The 18,546-nt window shown below is 63.1% G+C and carries 12 protein-coding genes; 8 read left to right on the top strand and 4 right to left on the bottom strand.

Features of this window, described 5'->3' with window-relative positions; all coding sequences use genetic code 11:
• The first annotated feature begins 5 nt into the window (after positions 1 to 5).
• The 8 genes from bcsR (at position 6) to gshA (ending at position 13,758) form a co-directional block, all read left to right on the top strand.
• Positions 6 to 239: a cellulose biosynthesis protein BcsR gene (bcsR, locus tag UF78_RS21175; protein WP_045164179.1), complete on the top strand. Its 234-nt coding sequence runs from the start codon at positions 6 to 8 to the stop codon at positions 237 to 239.
• Positions 236 to 970 carry a cellulose biosynthesis protein BcsQ gene (gene bcsQ / locus UF78_RS21180; protein WP_045164180.1) on the top strand — a complete coding sequence of 245 codons (735 nt, stop codon included), beginning with the start codon at positions 236 to 238 and terminating at the stop codon, positions 968 to 970. The genes bcsR and bcsQ overlap by 4 nt, the downstream gene beginning before the upstream one ends.
• Before the next feature lie 2 nt (positions 971 to 972).
• Entirely contained in the window at positions 973 to 3,570 is a 2,598-nt protein-coding gene (gene bcsA, locus UF78_RS21185; RefSeq protein ID WP_045164181.1) for a UDP-forming cellulose synthase catalytic subunit, read from the top strand.
• The gene (bcsB, locus tag UF78_RS21190) at positions 3,567 to 5,789 is read left to right on the top strand and encodes a cellulose biosynthesis cyclic di-GMP-binding regulatory protein BcsB (protein WP_045164182.1); all 2,223 of its coding nucleotides are present in this window, start codon (positions 3,567 to 3,569) and stop codon (positions 5,787 to 5,789) included. The genes bcsA and bcsB overlap by 4 nt, the downstream gene beginning before the upstream one ends.
• Before the next feature lie 5 nt (positions 5,790 to 5,794).
• Positions 5,795 to 9,253 carry a cellulose synthase complex outer membrane protein BcsC gene (gene bcsC / locus UF78_RS21195; protein WP_045164183.1) on the top strand — a complete coding sequence of 1,153 codons (3,459 nt, stop codon included), beginning with the start codon at positions 5,795 to 5,797 and terminating at the stop codon, positions 9,251 to 9,253.
• Positions 9,254 to 9,345: 92 nt separating this feature from the next.
• A complete protein-coding gene (locus UF78_RS21200) occupies positions 9,346 to 11,658 on the top strand; it encodes a Tex family protein (protein WP_045164184.1) in 2,313 nt (770 codons plus the stop codon).
• A 3-nt stretch (positions 11,659 to 11,661) separates the two neighbouring features.
• Positions 11,662 to 12,051 carry a PaaI family thioesterase gene (locus UF78_RS21205; protein ID WP_045164185.1) on the top strand — a complete coding sequence of 130 codons (390 nt, stop codon included), beginning with the start codon at positions 11,662 to 11,664 and terminating at the stop codon, positions 12,049 to 12,051.
• 117 nt (positions 12,052 to 12,168) lie between these two features.
• A complete protein-coding gene (gshA, locus tag UF78_RS21210) occupies positions 12,169 to 13,758 on the top strand; it encodes a glutamate--cysteine ligase (RefSeq protein ID WP_045164186.1) in 1,590 nt (529 codons plus the stop codon).
• A 102-nt stretch (positions 13,759 to 13,860) separates the two neighbouring features.
• On the opposite strand, the gene argA is transcribed toward gshA, so the two are convergent.
• The 4 genes from argA to UF78_RS21230 all read right to left on the bottom strand — a co-directional run bounded on the left by argA (position 13,861) and on the right by UF78_RS21230 (position 18,507).
• A complete protein-coding gene (gene argA, locus UF78_RS21215; protein ID WP_045164188.1) occupies positions 13,861 to 15,162 on the bottom strand; it encodes an amino-acid N-acetyltransferase in 1,302 nt (433 codons plus the stop codon).
• Between the two features lie 105 nt (positions 15,163 to 15,267).
• Positions 15,268 to 16,425: an acetylornithine deacetylase gene (gene argE, locus UF78_RS21220; RefSeq protein WP_045164189.1), complete on the bottom strand. Its 1,158-nt coding sequence runs from the start codon at positions 16,423 to 16,425 to the stop codon at positions 15,268 to 15,270.
• 100 nt (positions 16,426 to 16,525) lie between these two features.
• Positions 16,526 to 17,791, bottom strand: a complete 1,266-nt coding sequence (locus UF78_RS21225) for an inorganic phosphate transporter (RefSeq protein WP_045164190.1) — start codon at positions 17,789 to 17,791, stop codon at positions 16,526 to 16,528.
• A 38-nt stretch (positions 17,792 to 17,829) separates the two neighbouring features.
• Entirely contained in the window at positions 17,830 to 18,507 is a 678-nt protein-coding gene (locus UF78_RS21230; protein ID WP_045164191.1) for a TIGR00153 family protein, read from the bottom strand.
• Positions 18,508 to 18,546 lie beyond the last annotated feature (39 nt).

Below are 18,546 nucleotides of genomic sequence, written 5' to 3' on the forward strand. Positions count from 1 at the left end.
AGCATATGGTCAGCCTAGCTCAGCGTGTTCAACACGACGACATTGCCCGCCTAGAGCGTCATCTGGGACTGCCAGATCTCGGCTACCAGGACATTTCCGCATCGTTGGAATTGGATAGGGCCATTCAGCGATGGCCACTGCTCACGGAACTTTCGATCATTGCCGATCTGGAAACCGCCTTCGACAGCGTGTCACTCGAGCCGGTAACGGCGCCAACCGTCGGTAGACAGCCCGTATGAAGCGTCTCGTGATGCGGGCAATCCGTGGAGGCCTCGGCGCCACGACATTGCTGGCCGATCTGGCTCTGGCCCTCCATGAACAGGGCGAGCGCGTGCTGTTGGTCGATCTCAGTCCGGACAACATGCTGCGCCTGCATTTCAATGTCGACACCACGTATGAAGCTGGCTGGGCGCGTGCGCAGCTGGACGGCAGCGAGTGGAACGATGCTGCCCTGGAGATGCTGCCAGGGTTGCATCTGCTGCCATACGGGCGCCTGAACGATTCGGAGGTCGCACAGATTGAGTTGCAGCTCTGCGCCGACTCGAGTTGCTGGTCACAACGCTGCGGCCTGGTTTCGCGCGACTACGACTGGATTCTGTTCGACCTGCCGCAGAGGTTGCCCGGCCACCGGGTGGGTGTATCCGAAGATGACCGGGCCGACCTGCTGATCGATCTCGCGACAACGGATCCGGCTTGCCATGTGCTGCTTCAGCAAAGAACGCAGCCGATCGCCGATCTGCTGCTGGTCAACCGCGTCAATCCGGCGAGCCAGCTACAGCGGGATCTGTTAATGATCTGGCGCAGGCGTCCTGGAATGTCACGACCGCCGCAGCTGGTGCATGAAGACGAGGCAGCACCAGAGGCTCTCGCACACAAGATGACAATTGGCCACTACGCACCTCAAAGCCAGGCGGCCAGCGACCTGCGAAGCCTGGCGATCTGGTGCCTTGCTCAGCGCGCAGAGTGCTGAACATGCTCAGCCCACTGCGTTACTACCAAGCCATCCGATACCGGCGTGGCGCGAGTCTGTACGGCGCGCTCAGCTGGTTGGTCGCCTATACACTGGCCTGGCTGCTATTGCGCCTCGAAGCCCCCGGCTGGCAGTGGGTATTGGCTGAGCGTCGCAGACTCTATCCGCACGTGGCCGACAAACGCCCTAGCGCGGGCGACCCATTACGGGTTCTGATTCAGAGCGTCTGGTTGATCCTCGCGCGCCCCTTGCAGGAACCAGGCACGCGTCGCCTATGGAATCCGGCCCGATCAGCAGGCCACCGGCTGCGTAGCGTCGCGGCCAAGCTGGCCGTGCCGATGCGCGCGAGCAGCGACCTTCTGCCGGGGCTGAAGGGTCTGCGCAACGTCGAGGCGCGCGCCAACCGTGCCGAACGCTGGCACTCCAAACTATCGAAACCAGCCAGATACGCATTTAACGCGGCCATCGCGGTGCTCGCCACGCTGCTCAGCATTCTTTGCATCACCGAGCCCTTCGGCTATGCCGCACAGATCACCTTCGTTCTGCTGCTCTGGGGGGTCGCCCTGCTGGTCAGGCGGGTGCCGGGCCGCTTCGCGGTACTGATGCTCATCGTTCTCTCGGCGATCATTTCCTGCCGCTACTTGTGGTGGCGTTACACGGCGACGCTCCGGTGGGATTCGCACTTCGATCTGGCCTGCGGCATTGTCCTGCTTGCCGCCGAGACCTACTCATGGATCGTGCTGATCCTCGGCTACGTCCAAACCTGCTGGCCGCTCGATCGTCAGCCTGCACCCTTACCGAAAAACACTGCTGAGTGGCCGTCGGTCGATCTTTTCATACCGACCTACAACGAAGACCTCTCGGTAGTGCGCACCACTGTGCTAGCCGCGTTGGGGCTGGACTGGCCGCATGAAAAGCTGAACATATACATCTGCGATGATGGACGGCGGGACAGTTTCCGACGCTTTGCCGAAGAGGTTGGGGTGGGCTACATCACTCGCCCGGACAACAACCACGCAAAAGCCGGCAACCTCAACCACGCCATGACCGTGACCCACAGCGAGCTGATCGCCATTTTCGACTGCGACCACATCCCGGTGCGCTCCTTTCTTCAGGTCACCACGGGCTGGTTTCTTCGCGATTGGAAGTTGGCGCTGGTGCAAACCCCACATCACTTTTTCTCGCCAGATCCCTTCGAGCGCAACCTCGGCTCGTTCCGTCGCAAGCCCAATGAGGGCGAGCTGTTTTACGGCTTGGTCCAGAACGGCAACGACATGTGGAACGCTGCATTCTTCTGTGGCTCCTGTGCGATTTTGCGCCGCACAGCCGTAGAGAGCATTGGCGGCTTCGCCGTTGAAACCGTCACCGAGGACGCGCATACCGCGCTGCGCCTGCATCGCTCGGGCTGGAATTCAGCGTATCTGCCTACGCCTCAGGCGGCCGGCTTGGCGACAGAAAGCCTGTCGGCGCATATCGGCCAGCGGATACGCTGGGCACGCGGCATGGCTCAGATATTCCGTACCGACAATCCTCTTCTGGGTCGCGGCCTCAGCATCTTTCAGCGCTTGTGCTACGCCAACGCCATGCTGCATTTCCTTGCCGGCCTGCCTCGCCTGATCTACCTGACCGCACCGCTCGCATTCCTGCTCCTGCACGCGTACATCATCTATGCGCCGGCGTTGATGATCGTCTTGTATGTGTTGCCGCACATGATTCACGCCAGCCTGACCAACGCACGCATGCAGGGCGAGCACCGGCATTCGTTCTGGGGCGAGGTCTACGAGACGGTACTGGCCTGGTACATCGCCCGTCCCACGACGGTGGCGCTGTTCAATCCCGGGAAAGGAAAGTTCAACGTCACGGCAAAGGGCGGGCTGATGGATCACGATCAGTTCGACTGGCGTATCGCCCGGCCTTACCTGGTCCTGGCCATACTCAACGTCGCGGGGTTGGGATTTGCCGTCTGGCGACTGTTCACAGGCCCAGTCACCGAGATCGGTACCGTCCTGGTCAGCTCCGCCTGGGTCATTTACAACCTGCTCATCATCGGCGCTGCCGTGGCGGTTGCGTCGGAGGTGAGGCAGATACGCCGGGCGCATCGCGTTATGGCTCGCCAGCCCGCATCGCTGAAGCTCAGCAACGGACACCTGTTCCCCTGCACATTGTTGGACTTCGCCGAAGGCGGTGCCGGTCTGCAGATCCCGTCTGGCCTGCAAATCGGCATGGATCAGCCGATTTCCCTGATCCTGCGGCGCGGCGACCGTGAATTCATTTTCCCCGGGCGCGCCTCTCGCCAAGTTGGAGAACGTCTGGGAATCCGGCTCGACACCCTCGATCTGGCCCAGCAAATCGATCTGGTTCAGTGCACGTTCGCTCGTGCCGACGTCTGGCTGGATCGCCATGATGGCTTCGAGACGGACCGCCCACTACACAGCCTCATCGAGGTTCTGCGTATGGGAGGTCGCGGCTATTACCGCTTGCTCGAACAGCTCCCGCAAGGCTTGAGCAAACCGCTTCGCCCCATTTTTCGACTAGCCGCCTGGCTACTCAGCTTCTGCCCCCGTACCCCAGCCTCTAAACCTCTGGTAAATCTGCCATGAACACCCAAACGCACTCCTGGACGCTGCTTACCACCTTACTGTGGGCACTCACTGCTGTTGCTTCCACGGAGCCGAGCGTTGACGTTGATATCGCGCCACCCAGCTGGGATTCCAGTCGTAGCTTCAGTGACTTGGGCCGTCCTCGGGATCAGTTGCTATTGGGTATCCGCAACGCCGAGCAGATCGAATTTCGCCTGCGCCACGACCGGATCGCCACCGACGCCACTTTGCACCTGGACTACACACCTTCACCGGCCCTGCTTCCAGTGCTCTCGCACCTGCGGATCTACCTGAACGACGAACTGATGGGAACGCTGCCCATCACTAAGGAGCAAATAGGCCAGCGGGTCAGCAAAGACCTGGCGCTCGACCCGCATCTGCTCGGAGACTTCAACCGGGTACGCGTCGAATTCGTTGGCCATTACAGCGATATCTGCGAGGACCCGGCGCACAGTGGCTTGTGGCTCAATCTCGGCAGGCAGAGCCGGGTCAGTCTTCATGAGCAGGCGCTGGACATCGCCGGCGATCTGGCTTGGTTTCCGCAACCATTCTTCGATGAACGCGACAGTCAGCCTCTCAACCTCCCGGTCGTATTCAGTGGCGCCCCGACACCCAACGAGCAGCGTGCAGCTGGCATTCTGGCTTCCTACTTTGGCGGTTTGGCGGCCTGGCGAGGCGCCAGCTTCCCCGTGCTGTTCGATGCACTGCCGTCCACAACAGCCCGCCCGCAGCCAACCGTGGTCTTCGCCACCAACTCCCGCCGCCCGTCGTTCCTCGCCGAACACCCCGAGGTAGACGGCCCCACGGTAGAACTGATCGAGCATCCAGAAGATCGCTACAGCAAGTTGCTGCTCATCTTCGGTCGCGACGATAACGACCTCATCGTAGTGGCATCGGCGCTGGCAATGGACAACGGTCAGTTGCGTGGCAACCGGGTCCGGATGGAGCGAATGGAGCCGCCTGCTCGCGTGCCGTACGACGCGCCCAACTGGATACGTACCGATCGTGCAGTACAGCTTTCAGAGCTGATCGACTATCCCCAGCAGTTACAAGTAAGCGGGCTACAACCATACCCGATCACACTGGACGTCAATCTGCCGCCGGATCTGTTTGTCTGGCGCAACCAGGGCATTCCGTTACAGACCCGTTATCGCTACACCCCGCCAACGACCACGGACGAATCACGCCTCAATATCAGCGTCAACGATCAGTACATCACCAGCATCGCCTTGCAAGGCAGCGATAGCCGCAGCGGTGTGGAAAACGTTCGACTGTCCGTCCTTTCATCCGACTCGACAACCGAAAGCGAGAAGTTGCTGGTGCCCGCGCTCAAGATGGGTATCCGCAACAAGGTGCGATTCGAGTTCAATTTCGCCAGCAAGCTGGGCAATGCCCAGCGAGACCGCTGCCAGACCTACCTGCCGACCAATATCCAGGCCGCCATCGACGAGCAGTCTTCCATCGACCTCTCGGGCTACTACCACTACATGGCCATGCCCGACCTGAAGGCCTTCTCTCGTAGCGGCTTCCCTTTCAGCCGGATGGCTGACCTGTCCGAGACGCTGGTACTGGTCCCCTCGCAGCCCAACCAGGAGCAAGTCGGAACCCTGTTGGATACGCTTGCCCTGATTGGCTCGCAAACCGGTTATCCGGCCTATGGCGTTCGTATCACGGATGACTGGAAGATGGCCGAGCAGGTCGATGCCGATCTGTTGTTAATCGGCCCGCTGCCGCAACAGCTGGCAGACGGCGCGACATTACCGATTTTGCTGGAATCGCCACGTAGCTGGTTACAGAACGGCGGGGGCGGGCCGACCATCGAGCCGGCCAACGGCAACCTCGGCATGACCGCCAACGGTCCACTGGCAGCAGTGGTTGGCCTGCAGTCGCCTTTTCACACGCAACGCAGCCTGGTTGCACTGCTCGCCTCGGCTCCGCAGGACTACGCGCTGTTACGCGATGCCTTGACTGATTCCGGCAAGCAGGAGGCTTTTGCCGGTGCTATCGCGTTGATTCGCAACAGCGGAGTCAGCAGCCATTTCGTTGGCGACCAGTACTATGTGGGCGATCTGCCTTGGTGGCTGCTGCTGTGGTTCCACCTTTCTTCGCATCCAGTTCTTTTGGCTTTCCTGGCAGCCGCTAGCATCGTGCTGTTCGCTATCGTGCTCTGGCGGGCACTGAGCTGGGCTGCTCGTCGGCGCCTGGCCGACGCTGAGTGAGCCCGATGCGCAGCTATCGATTGTTGCTGCTCGCGGCACTGCTCCCGGTGTGGTGCCACGCACAGGTACCGGCGGACCGGGCAGAGCAGGCCGAATGGCTGCTGGCCCAGATCCGCGCCGCCGAGGCGGTGAGCCGCGACGAACTGGTTCATGACGCCTTGACGCGTCTACAGCGCGTTGCCCCTGGCGATGCGCGTGCGCTGCTGGCCGAAATGCGACTCGCCCTGCGTCAGAGGAACCCGCAACAGGTGGAAGCGCTGCAACAGCGCTTGCAGCGGTCGGCGGCCGGCACCGAGGCCGAGCGAGCTGGACGCGTTCTCTACTCATTGAGCCGTGAGGCCGGGCAGCAGCAACTGCAGCAGGCCCGGCTGGCAGCCATGGCGGGCAGGCCAGAAGACGCACTGCAAGGATTTAGAGCGCTCTATGGTGACAAACCGCCGACGCTGGAACTAGCAGTCGAGTACTGGCGTGTGCGCAGCGCTCAGCCGGGTCAGCGTTCGCTGGCGATCGACGCGCTACGCCGCCTTGACGAGCAATACCCGGGCAATCCACCCGCTCGTCAGCTATTGGCCAACCTGCTGTTCGAAGATGGACAGGACACGGCGGCCCTCGCTCTGTTGGCCGAGCTGGGACGCAACCCGGCCGCGACCGATGCGGCAGCCCAACGCGAGTTCGAATACCTCGCGACCCGGCGAATCGACGACACCAGCATAAAAGCCTGGACCGGCTTCCTTCAGCGTTATCCCACCGGCCGTTTTGCCACCGATGCGCGATCGAATCTGGAACGAAGCCAGCGGCTGCTGGCCGATCCATACTGGCGAGCCGGGCAAGAGGGACTGCGCCTGCTCGATCGCTCGCAGGACGCGGCCGCCGAAACCAAGTTAAGGCAGGCCTTGCGCGGCTATCCGAACGACCCCGAGCTGTTGGGCGGCCTCGGCCTGGCGCTGATGCGGCCGGGCCATCGCCAAGAGGCGCTGGTGTATTTCGGCCGCGCCAAGGAACACGAAGAAGACATCGACAATCTGAGCAAGTGGAACGACCTGATCGTCTCGACCCGCTACTGGCTCACGCTCGAAAAAGCCGACCAGGCGCTCGAGCAAAAGCGGACTGAGGAAGCGGCGTCGCTGTACGCCAGCGCCCTCAAGCAACAACCGAGCAACCCCTTCGCCCAGCTCGGGCTGGCACAAGTCGCCGAAGCGCAAAATCGACTTGCCGACGCTGAAGCCGGCTACCAGCAGCTGCTCAGCCGGGAGCCGGGCAACGCCAGCGCGATCCGCGGACTGCTTCGCCTGTATCAGGCGCAATCGCCAGAACGCGCGCTGGCGTTCATCGAAACGCTCGGAGCCAGCCAACGAAATTCCTTCGCCGAGATGCGCAATGGTTTACTGTTGGCCCGCTATCGCCTGCTCGCCGAACAGGCGCTGGAACGCGGCGACCAGCCTGCGGCGATCACTGCACTGAAGCAGGCCCGCAGCTTGGCGCCAGCCGACCCCTGGCTGACCTATCGACTAGCCAGCTCTTTACGGCAGCAACAAGCCTTTATCGAAGCCGATGGGGTATTCGACGACCTGCTCAAGCGGCAGGCCGACGATCCCAGCGCGCGCTACGCCCACGCGCTCTATCTGTCCGGTGCACAGCGCGATGCCCAGGCGCTCGCCAGCCTGCATCGCATCAAAGAGTCCGACTGGGACGAAGACATGCACGCCCTGGCGACGCGCCTCGAGCGGCGGGAGTTGATGTCCCGCATCGACAAGCTACGCGCCACCGGCCGTGAGGCGGCGGCCGTCGAGCTGATGCAGAAGCGGCTGCGCACGCACGGCGATTCCGTGGACGATCTGTTGGTGCTGGCCGATTGGGCGGTGATACGCGGCGAGTCCGCGGTCGCCTCTCCCTATGTCGAACGCGCACTGCACATCGACCCGACTCACCCGGAAGCGCGCCTGATGCGCATCGAACTTCTGCTCGCCGAGGGCCAAACGGATGCCGCCAGACAGGCGCTACGAACAACCCCGCCCGCATTAACCGAGAATGACTGGAACGCCAATCGACGCCTGGCCAACAGCTGGGCCGAGGTCGGTGAGCTGGACAAGGCGCGGCAGATGCTTCAACAGCTGGAGGCAGGCCTGCAGCGCCCCGATCCGCTGATCCGGCGCGACACCGCGCGGCTTGTTGCCGGGATCGATCCGAGCGCGGCGATGGCTTACTACCGGCAGGCACTGATTGATGCCGACCTGCTGGCAGAATCCGCCAGCACCGCCGAACTGACCCAGGCCACCCGGCAGAACGCCGCAGATGACTGGCTGATCCGCAGCCTTCGCAGTGACACCGCCGCCCTCCACCAGCAGCAAGACACCACCCTAACGCTGCAGCACGACCACGGCTGGCGTAACGATGATGGCACCCCGGGCATTTCCGAGCTGCTCACCGACACCACCCTGTTGCACCTGGAAACCCCAGTAGCCAACGGCCGCAGCTTCCTGCGCGCCGAACGCCTGGCGCTGGATGCCGGCAAGCTGGAAGAAGATGCTTTCTTTGGCGCTTGTAGGGCACGCGACGATTGCGCGGGCCAGAGCCAGCGCGGCACGGCAACGCTGCTGGCCGGGGGCTGGCGCGATGAGCGACTGGAGGCGGATCTGGGCCTGACCGAAGGGTTCGAAATCGACAATTTCTACGGCGGCGTAACCGGTAGAAGAGATATCGGCCCCATCGGCATGTCACTCAGTGCGTCACGGCGGCCAATGAGCAACTCGCTGCTGTCCTACGGCGGCGCTCGCGATCCGGTAATCGGAACCCGCTGGGGCTCGGTCACCGCCAACGGCATGAGCCTGGGCACGAGCTGGGACGAGGGCGGCGCGCATGGTCTGTGGTCGTCGCTGGGTTACCACTGGCTGCTCGGCGACAACGTCGCCAGCAACAACCGTCTCACGGCCATGGCCGGCTACTACTACAAACTGGTCGACCGCCCCGACGAGCGCGTCCGCACGGGCCTGACCTTCATCCACTTCGGCTACGACAAGGACCTGAGCGGCCATACTCTCGGCCAGGGCGGCTACTGGAGTCCGCAGAACTACAATTCCATCAGCGTGCCGATCAGCTACGCCTGGCGCAACCAGGACTGGTCCGTGCTGCTGGAAAGCAGCGTCGGTTGGTCCGTATCGCAATCGAGCGGCAGCCGTGACTATCCGCTGGCGGCGCTGCGGGACAAGGTGGCCGCGATCGATTCAGAGGTGGCCACCCAGACCAGCGAAGGGTCGACCAGCCGTGGACTCAGCTATCGCCTGCAGGGGCTGTTCGAACGGCGGCTCAGCGATCATTTCGTGCTGGGCGGTGGGCTCAGCCTGTTGCAGAGCGACGAATACGCACCCAGCCGCGCCATGCTCTATCTGCGCTACAGCTTCGCGCCATGGCGAGGCGATCTTGCCCTGCCCGTCGAGCCATTGCTGCCCTACGCTGACTTCAGATGACGACGCGGTAACCGACCCAGCCAGAGCGCCGGCAGTTATACTTGCCGGCTTTTCTGGCCGGTCGGCCGTCATTTCCGCCCGCAGGACATTCAATGGACAGCATCAATTCCCGCCTCGCCGCAGAACTGGGCGTGCGCCCGCAACAGGTTGCCGCCACCGTGGCGCTGCTCGACGAAGGTTCCACCGTGCCCTTCATCGCCCGTTACCGCAAGGAAGTCACCGGCAGCCTGGACGACACCCAGCTGCGCCTGCTCGAAGAGCGTCTGCGCTACATGCGCGAGCTGGATGACCGCCGCGCTTCGATCCTCGCCAGCATCGAAGAGCAGGGCAAGCTGACACCCGAACTGAAGCGCGAGATCGACCTCGCCGACACCAAGACCCGCCTCGAAGACCTCTACCTGCCCTACAAGCAGAAGCGCCGCACCAAGGGCCAGATCGCCCTGGAAGCCGGCCTCGGCGAGCTAGCCGATGCGATCTTTGCCGATCCGGAGCTCGACCCGGAAAGCGAGGCCGGCCGTTTCGTCGACGCAGAGAAAGGCTTTGCCGACGTCAAGGCGGTGCTCGAAGGCGCCAAGTACATCCTCATGGAGCGCTTCGCCGAAGACGCCAACCTCCTGGCCAAGCTGCGTGACTTTCTCACCCACAACGCCACCCTCAGCGCGCGCGTGGTGCCGGGAAAAGAGAACGAAGGCGCTAAGTTCAGCGATTACTTCGAACATGACGAACCACTCAAGAGCGCGCCGTCGCATCGTGCGCTGGCGATCTTCCGTGGTCGCAACGAAGGCGTGCTCAGCGTCAGCCTGAAAGTGGGTGACGAGGCGCCGGGCACCATGCACCCGGGCGAAGTGATGATCGGCGAGCGTTTCGGCATCGCCAACCGTGGCCGCGCGGCGGACAAGTGGTTGGCCGAAGTGGTGCGCTGGACCTGGAAGGTCAAGCTCTATACGCATCTGGAGACCGACCTGCTCGGCGAACTGCGCGACAAGGCCGAGGACGACGCCATCGGTGTCTTCGCGCGCAACATGCATGACCTGCTGCTGGCCGCACCGGCCGGCCCGCGCGCAACCCTGGGCCTCGATCCGGGCCTGCGTACCGGCTGCAAGGTGGCCGTCGTCGATGCCACCGGCAAGCTGCTGGACACCGCCACGGTCTATCCGCACGCCCCGCGCAACGATTGGGACGGCACCCTGGCGGTGCTGGCCAAGCTCTGCGCCAAGCATGCCGTCGACCTGATCGCCATCGGCAACGGCACTGCCAGCCGCGAAACCGACAAGCTTGCCGCCGACCTGATCAAGCAGGTGCCGGGGCTCAAGCTGACCAAGGTAATGGTCTCCGAAGCCGGCGCTTCGGTGTATTCGGCCTCGGAACTGGCCGCCAAGGAATTCCCCGACCTGGACGTCTCGATCCGCGGCGCCGTATCCATCGCGCGCCGCCTGCAAGACCCGCTGGCCGAGCTGGTGAAGATCGAGCCCAAGGCCATCGGTGTCGGTCAGTACCAGCACGACGTGTCCCAGCTCAAGCTGGCGCGCTCGCTGGATGCGGTGGTCGAGGACTGCGTGAACGCTGTCGGCGTCGACGTCAACACCGCCTCGGTGGCGCTGCTGGCGCGGATTTCCGGCCTGAACGCCACCCTGGCGCAGAACATCGTCGCCTACCGCGACGCCAATGGCGCGTTCAGATCCCGCAGCGAGCTGAAGAAAGTCCCGCGCCTGGGCGACAAGACCTTCGAGCAGGCGGCCGGCTTCCTGCGCGTAATGAACGGCGAGAACCCGCTGGACGCCTCGGCTGTGCACCCGGAGACCTATCCGCTGGTCAAGCGCATCGCCCAGGACACCGGTCGCGACATCCGCTCGCTGATCGGCGACTCGGCCTTCCTCAAGCGTCTCGACCCCAAGCAGTTCACCGATGAAAGCTTCGGCCTGGTCACCGTCAGCGACATCCTGCAGGAGCTGGAAAAGCCCGGCCGCGACCCGCGACCCGAGTTCAAGACCGCTGAGTTCCAGGAAGGCGTGGAAAAGCTCAGCGACCTGCAACCGGGCATGATGCTCGAGGGCGTGGTGACCAACGTGACCAACTTCGGTGCCTTCGTCGACATCGGCGTGCATCAGGACGGATTGGTGCACATCTCCGCGCTATCGGAGAAGTTCGTCAAGGATCCCTACGAAGTGGTCAAGGCCGGCGACATCGTCAAGGTGAAGGTCATGGAGGTGGACATCCCGCGCCAGCGCGTCGGCCTGTCCATGCGAATGAGCGACACGCCCGGCGAGAAAGCGGACAGCATGCGCGGCGGTGGCAACAACCGTGGCGGCCACGCACGTGGCGAGCGCAAGCCGGAGACCAAGCCGGCACCGGCCAACAACGCCATGGCCGCGCTGTTCGCCAACGCCAAGAACCTTAGGAAATAAGCGATGACCGCAAAAGCCGAGGCGATCGGCAGCAGCAGCGCCTTCGGGCGCTTGCTAGGCCTGGAGATTCTCAAGGCGGAAGGCGGCGAAGCCCTTCTCAGCCTGAAGATGCATGACGGCCTGCGCAACCTGCACGGCAAGCTGCACGGCGGTGCGCTGTTCTCGCTGATCGACACCGCTATGGGCCAGGCCAGCCACAGCCTGGGCGATGGCTCGCCGAACAGCGTGACCCTGGAATGCAAGGTCAACTACATCCGCCCGGTGACGGACGGCGAGCTGCTTTGTCGCGCCTGGGTGGTGCATGGCGGGCGACGCACCCAGGTGCTGGAAGCCGAAGTACATCAGGGCGAGAAGCTGGTGGCCAAGGCGCAATCAACCTTCGCCTGCCTCTAAAAGCGGCAAGCAACACGCTACGAGCGCCAAGTAAGCACACCGAGCCCTCTCTTGTGGCTTGAAGCTTGTCGCTCACCGCCCCATATTGTGCCGACTGATGCGTGAAGGAATCCAAACTTGAGCGACCTCCTCTCCCACCGCCTGGCATTGTTGGCCGAGCACACTAACCTTCCGCTGCTTTCGCAATGCCTGCATGGGATCGAGCGCGAGTGCCTGCGCGTTGACGCTCATGGCGAGCTGGCGATGACGCCGCATCCCCGCGCGCTGGGCTCGGCGCTGACGCATCCGAAGATCACCACCGATTACTCCGAGGCGCTGCTGGAGTTCATCACGGCCACCGAGACCGATCCGGAGCGGACACTGGCCGAGTTGGACGCGATCCATCGCTACACCTACAGCAAGCTCGATGACGAGTTTCTCTGGAGCCCGTCGATGCCCGGCCGCCTGCCGGAAGAGCCGCTGATTCCCATCGCCGAATACGGCAGCTCCAACATCGGCCGGCTCAAGTATGTCTACCGGCAAGGCCTCGCGCTGCGTTATGGCAAGACCATGCAGTGCATCGCCGGCATTCACTACAACTTCTCGCTGCCCGAGTCGTTGTGGTCGGTACTCCAGGCCGACGAGGGCGACGACCGCCCGCAGCAGGACTATCAATCCTGGCGCTATATCGCGCTGATCCGCAATTTCCGCCGCTACAGCTGGCTGTTGATGTACCTGTTCGGCGCCTCGCCGACACTGGACGCGAGCTTCATGCGCGGTCGGTCACACCAGCTCGATCAGCTCGACGAAGACACCCTGTACCTGCCTTGGGCAACCAGCCTGCGCATGAGCGACCTGGGCTACCAGAGCAACGCCCAGGCCGGTCTGACGCCCTGCTACGATGACCTGCCCAGCTACACCAGCAGTCTGCACAAGGCGGTTTCCACGCCCTACCCGGCCTATGCGGCACTGGGCACCAAGGACGCCCAGGGCAACTGGCAGCAGCTCAACACCAACGTGCTGCAAATCGAAAACGAGTACTACTCCAACATCCGCCCCAAGCGGGTCACCGCCACCGGCGAACGCCCGCTGCATGCGTTACGAGCACGGGGCATTCAGTACATCGAAGTGCGCTGTCTGGACATCAACCCCTTCCTGCCGCTGGGCATCGACGTCGTTGAAGCGCGCTTCCTCGATGCCTTCCTGCTGTTCTGCGCATTGCAGCAGAGCCCCTGCCTGGTCGACGGCGAGTGCAGTGCCAGCAATGACAATTTCCTGAAGGTGGTCAAGGAAGGCCGCAAGCCCGGGCTGGAACTGCAGCGGCGCGGCGAGAACGTCACCCTGCATAGCTGGGCCAGCGAGCTGATCGCCGAGATCGGTCAAGTCGCCGCGCTATTGGATCGCAGCCATGGAGGCGTCGAGCATGCCCACGCGGTGGCCGAGCAACAGGCGAAGGTCGTCGACAGCAGCCTGACGCCCTCGGCGCGAGTCCTCGAAGCGCTGCAGCGTAATGGAGAAAGCTTCAGCCAGTTCGCCCTGCGCCAGACGCGCCAGCACGCCGATTACTTCCGCAGTAACGCCTTGCCCGAAGCCGACATGACGTGGTTCGACACAACGGCACAGGATTCACTGGCTCAACAGGCCGAGATGGAAGCCAGTGACACCCAGGACTTCGACAGTTTCGTCGAGGACTACCAGTGCAGCCTGACCTGCTTGACGCCGGCATAGCGCAAGTGCGCAGAGCCCCCACGGCCGTTCGCGAGCGGCCGTAGGTCAGAACCAGCGCCAGCCAGAGCGGCACCCATCTGGGTGATGGATGCCACCAAGGGTCTACAGCGTCTTTTCGAAGATTTTCGAGTTGCGCTGGAAGTTGTAGAGCGAAGCCCGCGCCGCTGGCAATCGCTCCACCCCGCTGGGTTCGAAGCCCCGTTCGCGGAACCAATGCGCCGTGCGGGTGGTGAGCACGAACAGAGTCTTCAGCCCCAGCTTGCGCGCCCGCGCCTCGATGCGCTCGAGCAACTCGTCGCCGCGCCCCCCGTGGCGGTACTCGGGGTTCACCGCCAGGCAGGCCAGCTCGCCGGAATCGGAGTCGGCGATCGGATACAGCGCGGCGCAGGCGATGATCAGTCCATCGCGCTCGACAATGGTGAATTGCTCCACCTCGCGTTCCAGTACTTCGCGTGAACGCCGCACCAGAATGCCCTGCTCCTCGAGCGGTGTGATCAGATCGATCAGCCCGCCAACGTCCTCGATGGTCGCCTCACGCAACTGCTCGAACTGCTCCTGCGTCACCAGCGTGCCGTCACCGCCATCGCGGGTGAACAGTTCGTTGAGCAGCGAGCCGTCCTCGGCATAGCTGATCACATGGCTGCGCCGCACGCCGCCCTTGCAGGCTTGCGCCGCCGCGTCGAGCAGCTCGCCCTGGTAGCTGCTGCCTAGCCGCTCCACATAGGCCGGGATCTGCTGCGGGCGCAGCTCGCGCACCAGCTTGCCCAGCTCGTCGCGCAGTCCGCGCTCGGCACCGTAGAGCACCAGCTTGTCGGCCTGCAGGTCAATAGCCGCGCGGGTCGCGATGTCTTCGCAGGCGATGTTGAAGATTTCCCCTGTCGGCGAATAGCCCAGCGGCGAGAGCAGCACGATGGTGCGTTCGTCCAGTAGCCGGCCGATGCCCTTGCGATCGACCCGACGCACCTCGCCGGTGTGGTGGAAATCGACGCCGTCGAGCACGCCTATCGGGCGCGCGGTGACGAAATTGCCGCTGGCGACGCGCAACCGAGCACCCTGCATTGGCGAGGAGGCCATGTCCATCGACAACCGTGCCTCCAGCGCGATGCGCATATGGCCGACCGCGTCGATCACGCATTCCAGCGTCGCCGAATCGGTGATGCGCAGGTCGCGGTGGAAACGCGGCTCAATGCCCCGCGCGGCCAGTCGCGCCTCGATCTGAGGGCGCGAACCGAACACCAGCACCAGGCGCACGCCGAGACTGTGCAGCAGTACCAGGTCGTGGACGATGTTGGCGAAATTAGGATGTTCCAGGGCATCGCCCGGCAGCATGACCACGAAAGTACGGTCGCGGTGCGCGTTGATATAGGGCGATGAGTCGCGAAGCCAGGTGACGTAATTGTGCATTGCAGAAGCCTTAGGTAACCGCTTGTTCAGTCCGGAATGCCGGGTCGAGTGATGGGAAGAAGGGAGCAGATCCATGCTGCGATTCTAGGATCGCCGAACCTGCTCCTATCCTCGGCTCGCCGGTTGCAGGCAGTAGTGCTCGATCATTGCGCGCAACAACCTCACGGTGGGTTCGACTCTGTCGAGATCCAGGTATTCGTCTGGCTGGTGTGCACAGGCGATATCGCCTGGGCCGAGCACCAGCGTTTCGCAGCCAAGCTGCTGAAGATAAGGCGCTTCGGTGGAGAAGGCCACTGCCTCGGCGGCATGGCCAGTCAGCCGCTCGGCCAGCCTGACCAGCTCCCCCTCGGCGGGCTGGTCGAAGGCCGGCACACTGGGGAACAGCGGCATCAGGTCTATCTTGACCTGGTGTCGTTCGGCCACCGGGCGCAAGCGCTGCGCAATCGCCTCGCGCAGCTGCTCCGGCTGCATGCCCGGCAGCGGGCGCAGGTCATATTCCAGCGAGCACTGGCCACAGATCCGGTTGGGGTTGTCACCGCCGTGGATGCATCCCAGATTGAGCGTCGGCTGCGGCACGTCGAACAATGGGTTGTCATATTCGCCCTGCCACTCGCGGCGCAGCGTCAGCAATTCGCCCATGGCATCGTGCATGGCCTCCAACGCGCTATGGCCGTAGGCCGGGTTGGAGGAATGACCGCTCTGCCCGTGAATCTCGATGCTCTCCATCATGATTCCCTTGTGCAGGCGCACAGGGCGCAGTCCTGTCGGCTCGCCGATCACTGCGGCCCGCCCCAGCGGCCGGCCGGCCGCTACCAGCGCGCGGGCACCAGCCATGGAGCTCTCCTCGTCGCAGGTCGCCAGGATCAGCAACGGTCGCCTGAATGGTTGATCGAGCAATGGCAGCACGGCTTCGATGATCAGCGCGAAGAAACCTTTCATGTCGCAACTGCCGAGGCCGTACCAGCGGTCGTCGGCTTCGCGTAGCCGCAGCGGATCGGTCGTCCACAGTTCATCGTCGAAGGGCACGGTATCGCTGTGCCCGGCCAGCACCAGTCCGCCCGGCCCGGTGCCGTAGCTGGCGAGCAGATTGAATTTTCCGGGCGAGATTTCCTGCGTTTCACAGGTGAAACCGAGGTCGCCCAGCCAACCGGCGAGCAGGTCGATGACCGGACGATTGGTCTGGTCCCAATGCGCCTGGGTGCAGCTCACCGAAGGCGCGGCAATCAGAGCGGCGAACTGGTCTTTGAGCGAGGGGATGGGCACGGGCGACCTCCTGAAAGACAGTTGAGAAGGCACCCAGTGAAACATGAAACGTGCCGCCGCAGCCTTACCTAAGAAGCAAAAACTGCGGCGACGGGCCGGATCAGACGAAGATCGCCTGCAGGATGGTGAAGAAGATGATCGAGAGGATCGCGCCGGCAGGCAGGGTGATCAGCCAGGACATGAAGATCGAACCGACCACGCCGAGGTTCAGTGCGCCGATACCACGCGCGATGCCGATACCGAGGACGGCGCCGACCAGGGTATGGGTGGTGGAAACCGGCAGGCCGATGGCGGAGGCACCAACTACCGTAGTGGCGGTCGCCAGTTCCGCGGCGAACCCGCGACTAGGGGTCAGCTCTGTGATTTCCTTGCCGATGGTGGCGATCACCTTGTAACCGTAGGTAGCCAGACCGATGACGATACCGACCGCGCCCAGCAGCAGCACCCAGCCCGGCACCGCCGACTTGGCGGCAATCTCCGCCGCGCCGCCCGACTGAATAACACCCACCACGGCGGCCAGCGGACCCACCGCGTTAGCCACGTCATTGGCGCCGTGGGCGAAGGCCATGGAACATGCGGTAAAGATCATCAGAACGGCAAAGACCTTTTCCACGCTGGCGTAGTGAAAGGTGCGATCAGCCTCGACGTCGACCTTGATGCGCGACAGCAGTGCGATCCCGACCAGCATCACCAGCACGCCGATGGCGAACGCCAAGAGGATGCCCTGACCACCGTTCAGCGTCAGGCCGACGTGCTTGAGGCCCTTGGTGACCGTCATCAACGCAACCATGAAACCGGTCAGGAACATGTACAGCGGCACGAAGCGCTTGGCGTTGATGAAGGGATCATCGGTGTTGATGATCAGCTTCTGTACGCTCATGAACAGGCCAAAAGCGACGATGCCGGACAGCATCGGCGTCACCACCCAGCTCGCCACGATGGGGCCGATGGCGTCCCAGTGCACCGCATCGGTGGACACGCCGACCGCGGCAAAGCCGATCACCGCACCGATGATCGAGTGCGTTGTGGAAACCGGCCAACCTTTCATAGTGGCAATCATCAACCAGGTGCCGGCCGCCAACAGCGCTGACATCATGCCCAGCACCATCAGATCCGGCGAAATGACTTCCGCATCGACGATGCCGTTCTTGATGGTTTCGGTGACTTCGCCGCCCGCCAGGTAGGCACCGCAGAACTCAAAGATCATCGCGACGATGATGGCCTGCCTGATGGTCAGCGCCCTGGAACCCACCGAGGTTCCCATGGCGTTGGCCACGTCGTTGGCGCCCACGCCCCAGGCCATGAAGAAACCGAAAGCGCAGGCGAGCACCAGCAGTACGAAGCCGTATTCCGCGATAAAGGACATAAGGAATTACCTGTTGAACCAGAAAAGACGCTGGCGCCTCAGCGCGCCAGCAATTGTTCCAGACGGTTGCCGACTCGCTCGGCACGGTCAGCTACGTCACCGATCCATTCGATGATCTTGTAGAGGAACATCACGTCGACTGGAGGCAATTCCTTTTCCAGCTTGAACAGGGCACGGCGCACCGTGATCTGCATGCGGTCGGTTTCGCGCTCGATTTCCTCGAGCTCCTCGACCATTTTTTCTACCAGTGTGGCTTCACGGCCGGCAAAGCCGGTTTCCAGCAACGAATCCAGCTCCTTGAGTGCCTTTAGTGCCTGGCAGCTGGCGTCGACGCTGCGCTGCACGAAGGCCATCATCTCCGGCTGCAAGGCCGGCGGAATGGTCATGCAACGGCCCAGCATCAGCCCGGCGATGTCCTTGGCACGGTTGGCAATTTTGTCCTGTACACTCAGCAGCTCCAGCAGATCCGAACGCGGAACCGGCAGAAACAGGCTTTTGGGTAGGTGCTGACGAACGCTTTTCTTGAGCTTGTCGGCCTCGTTTTCCAGTCGGGCCATCTCTTTCTGGATCTGTTCGACTCGTTCCCAGTCTTCGGCCGTGATCGCCTGGAACAGCGGTACCAAGTTGGCGGCACATTCGTGGGACTTGGCCATATGCTGTTGCATCGGACCGATGGGCGAGCGTCCGAACAGGCTGACGAAAGGATTGATTGGCATAGGGAGCACCCCGGCTTCAGAAGGCGGCAAGTATACGGA

The sequence above is a fragment of the Stutzerimonas stutzeri genome (assembly GCF_000952685.1).
GTDB lineage: Bacteria > Pseudomonadota > Gammaproteobacteria > Pseudomonadales > Pseudomonadaceae > Stutzerimonas > Stutzerimonas stutzeri_E.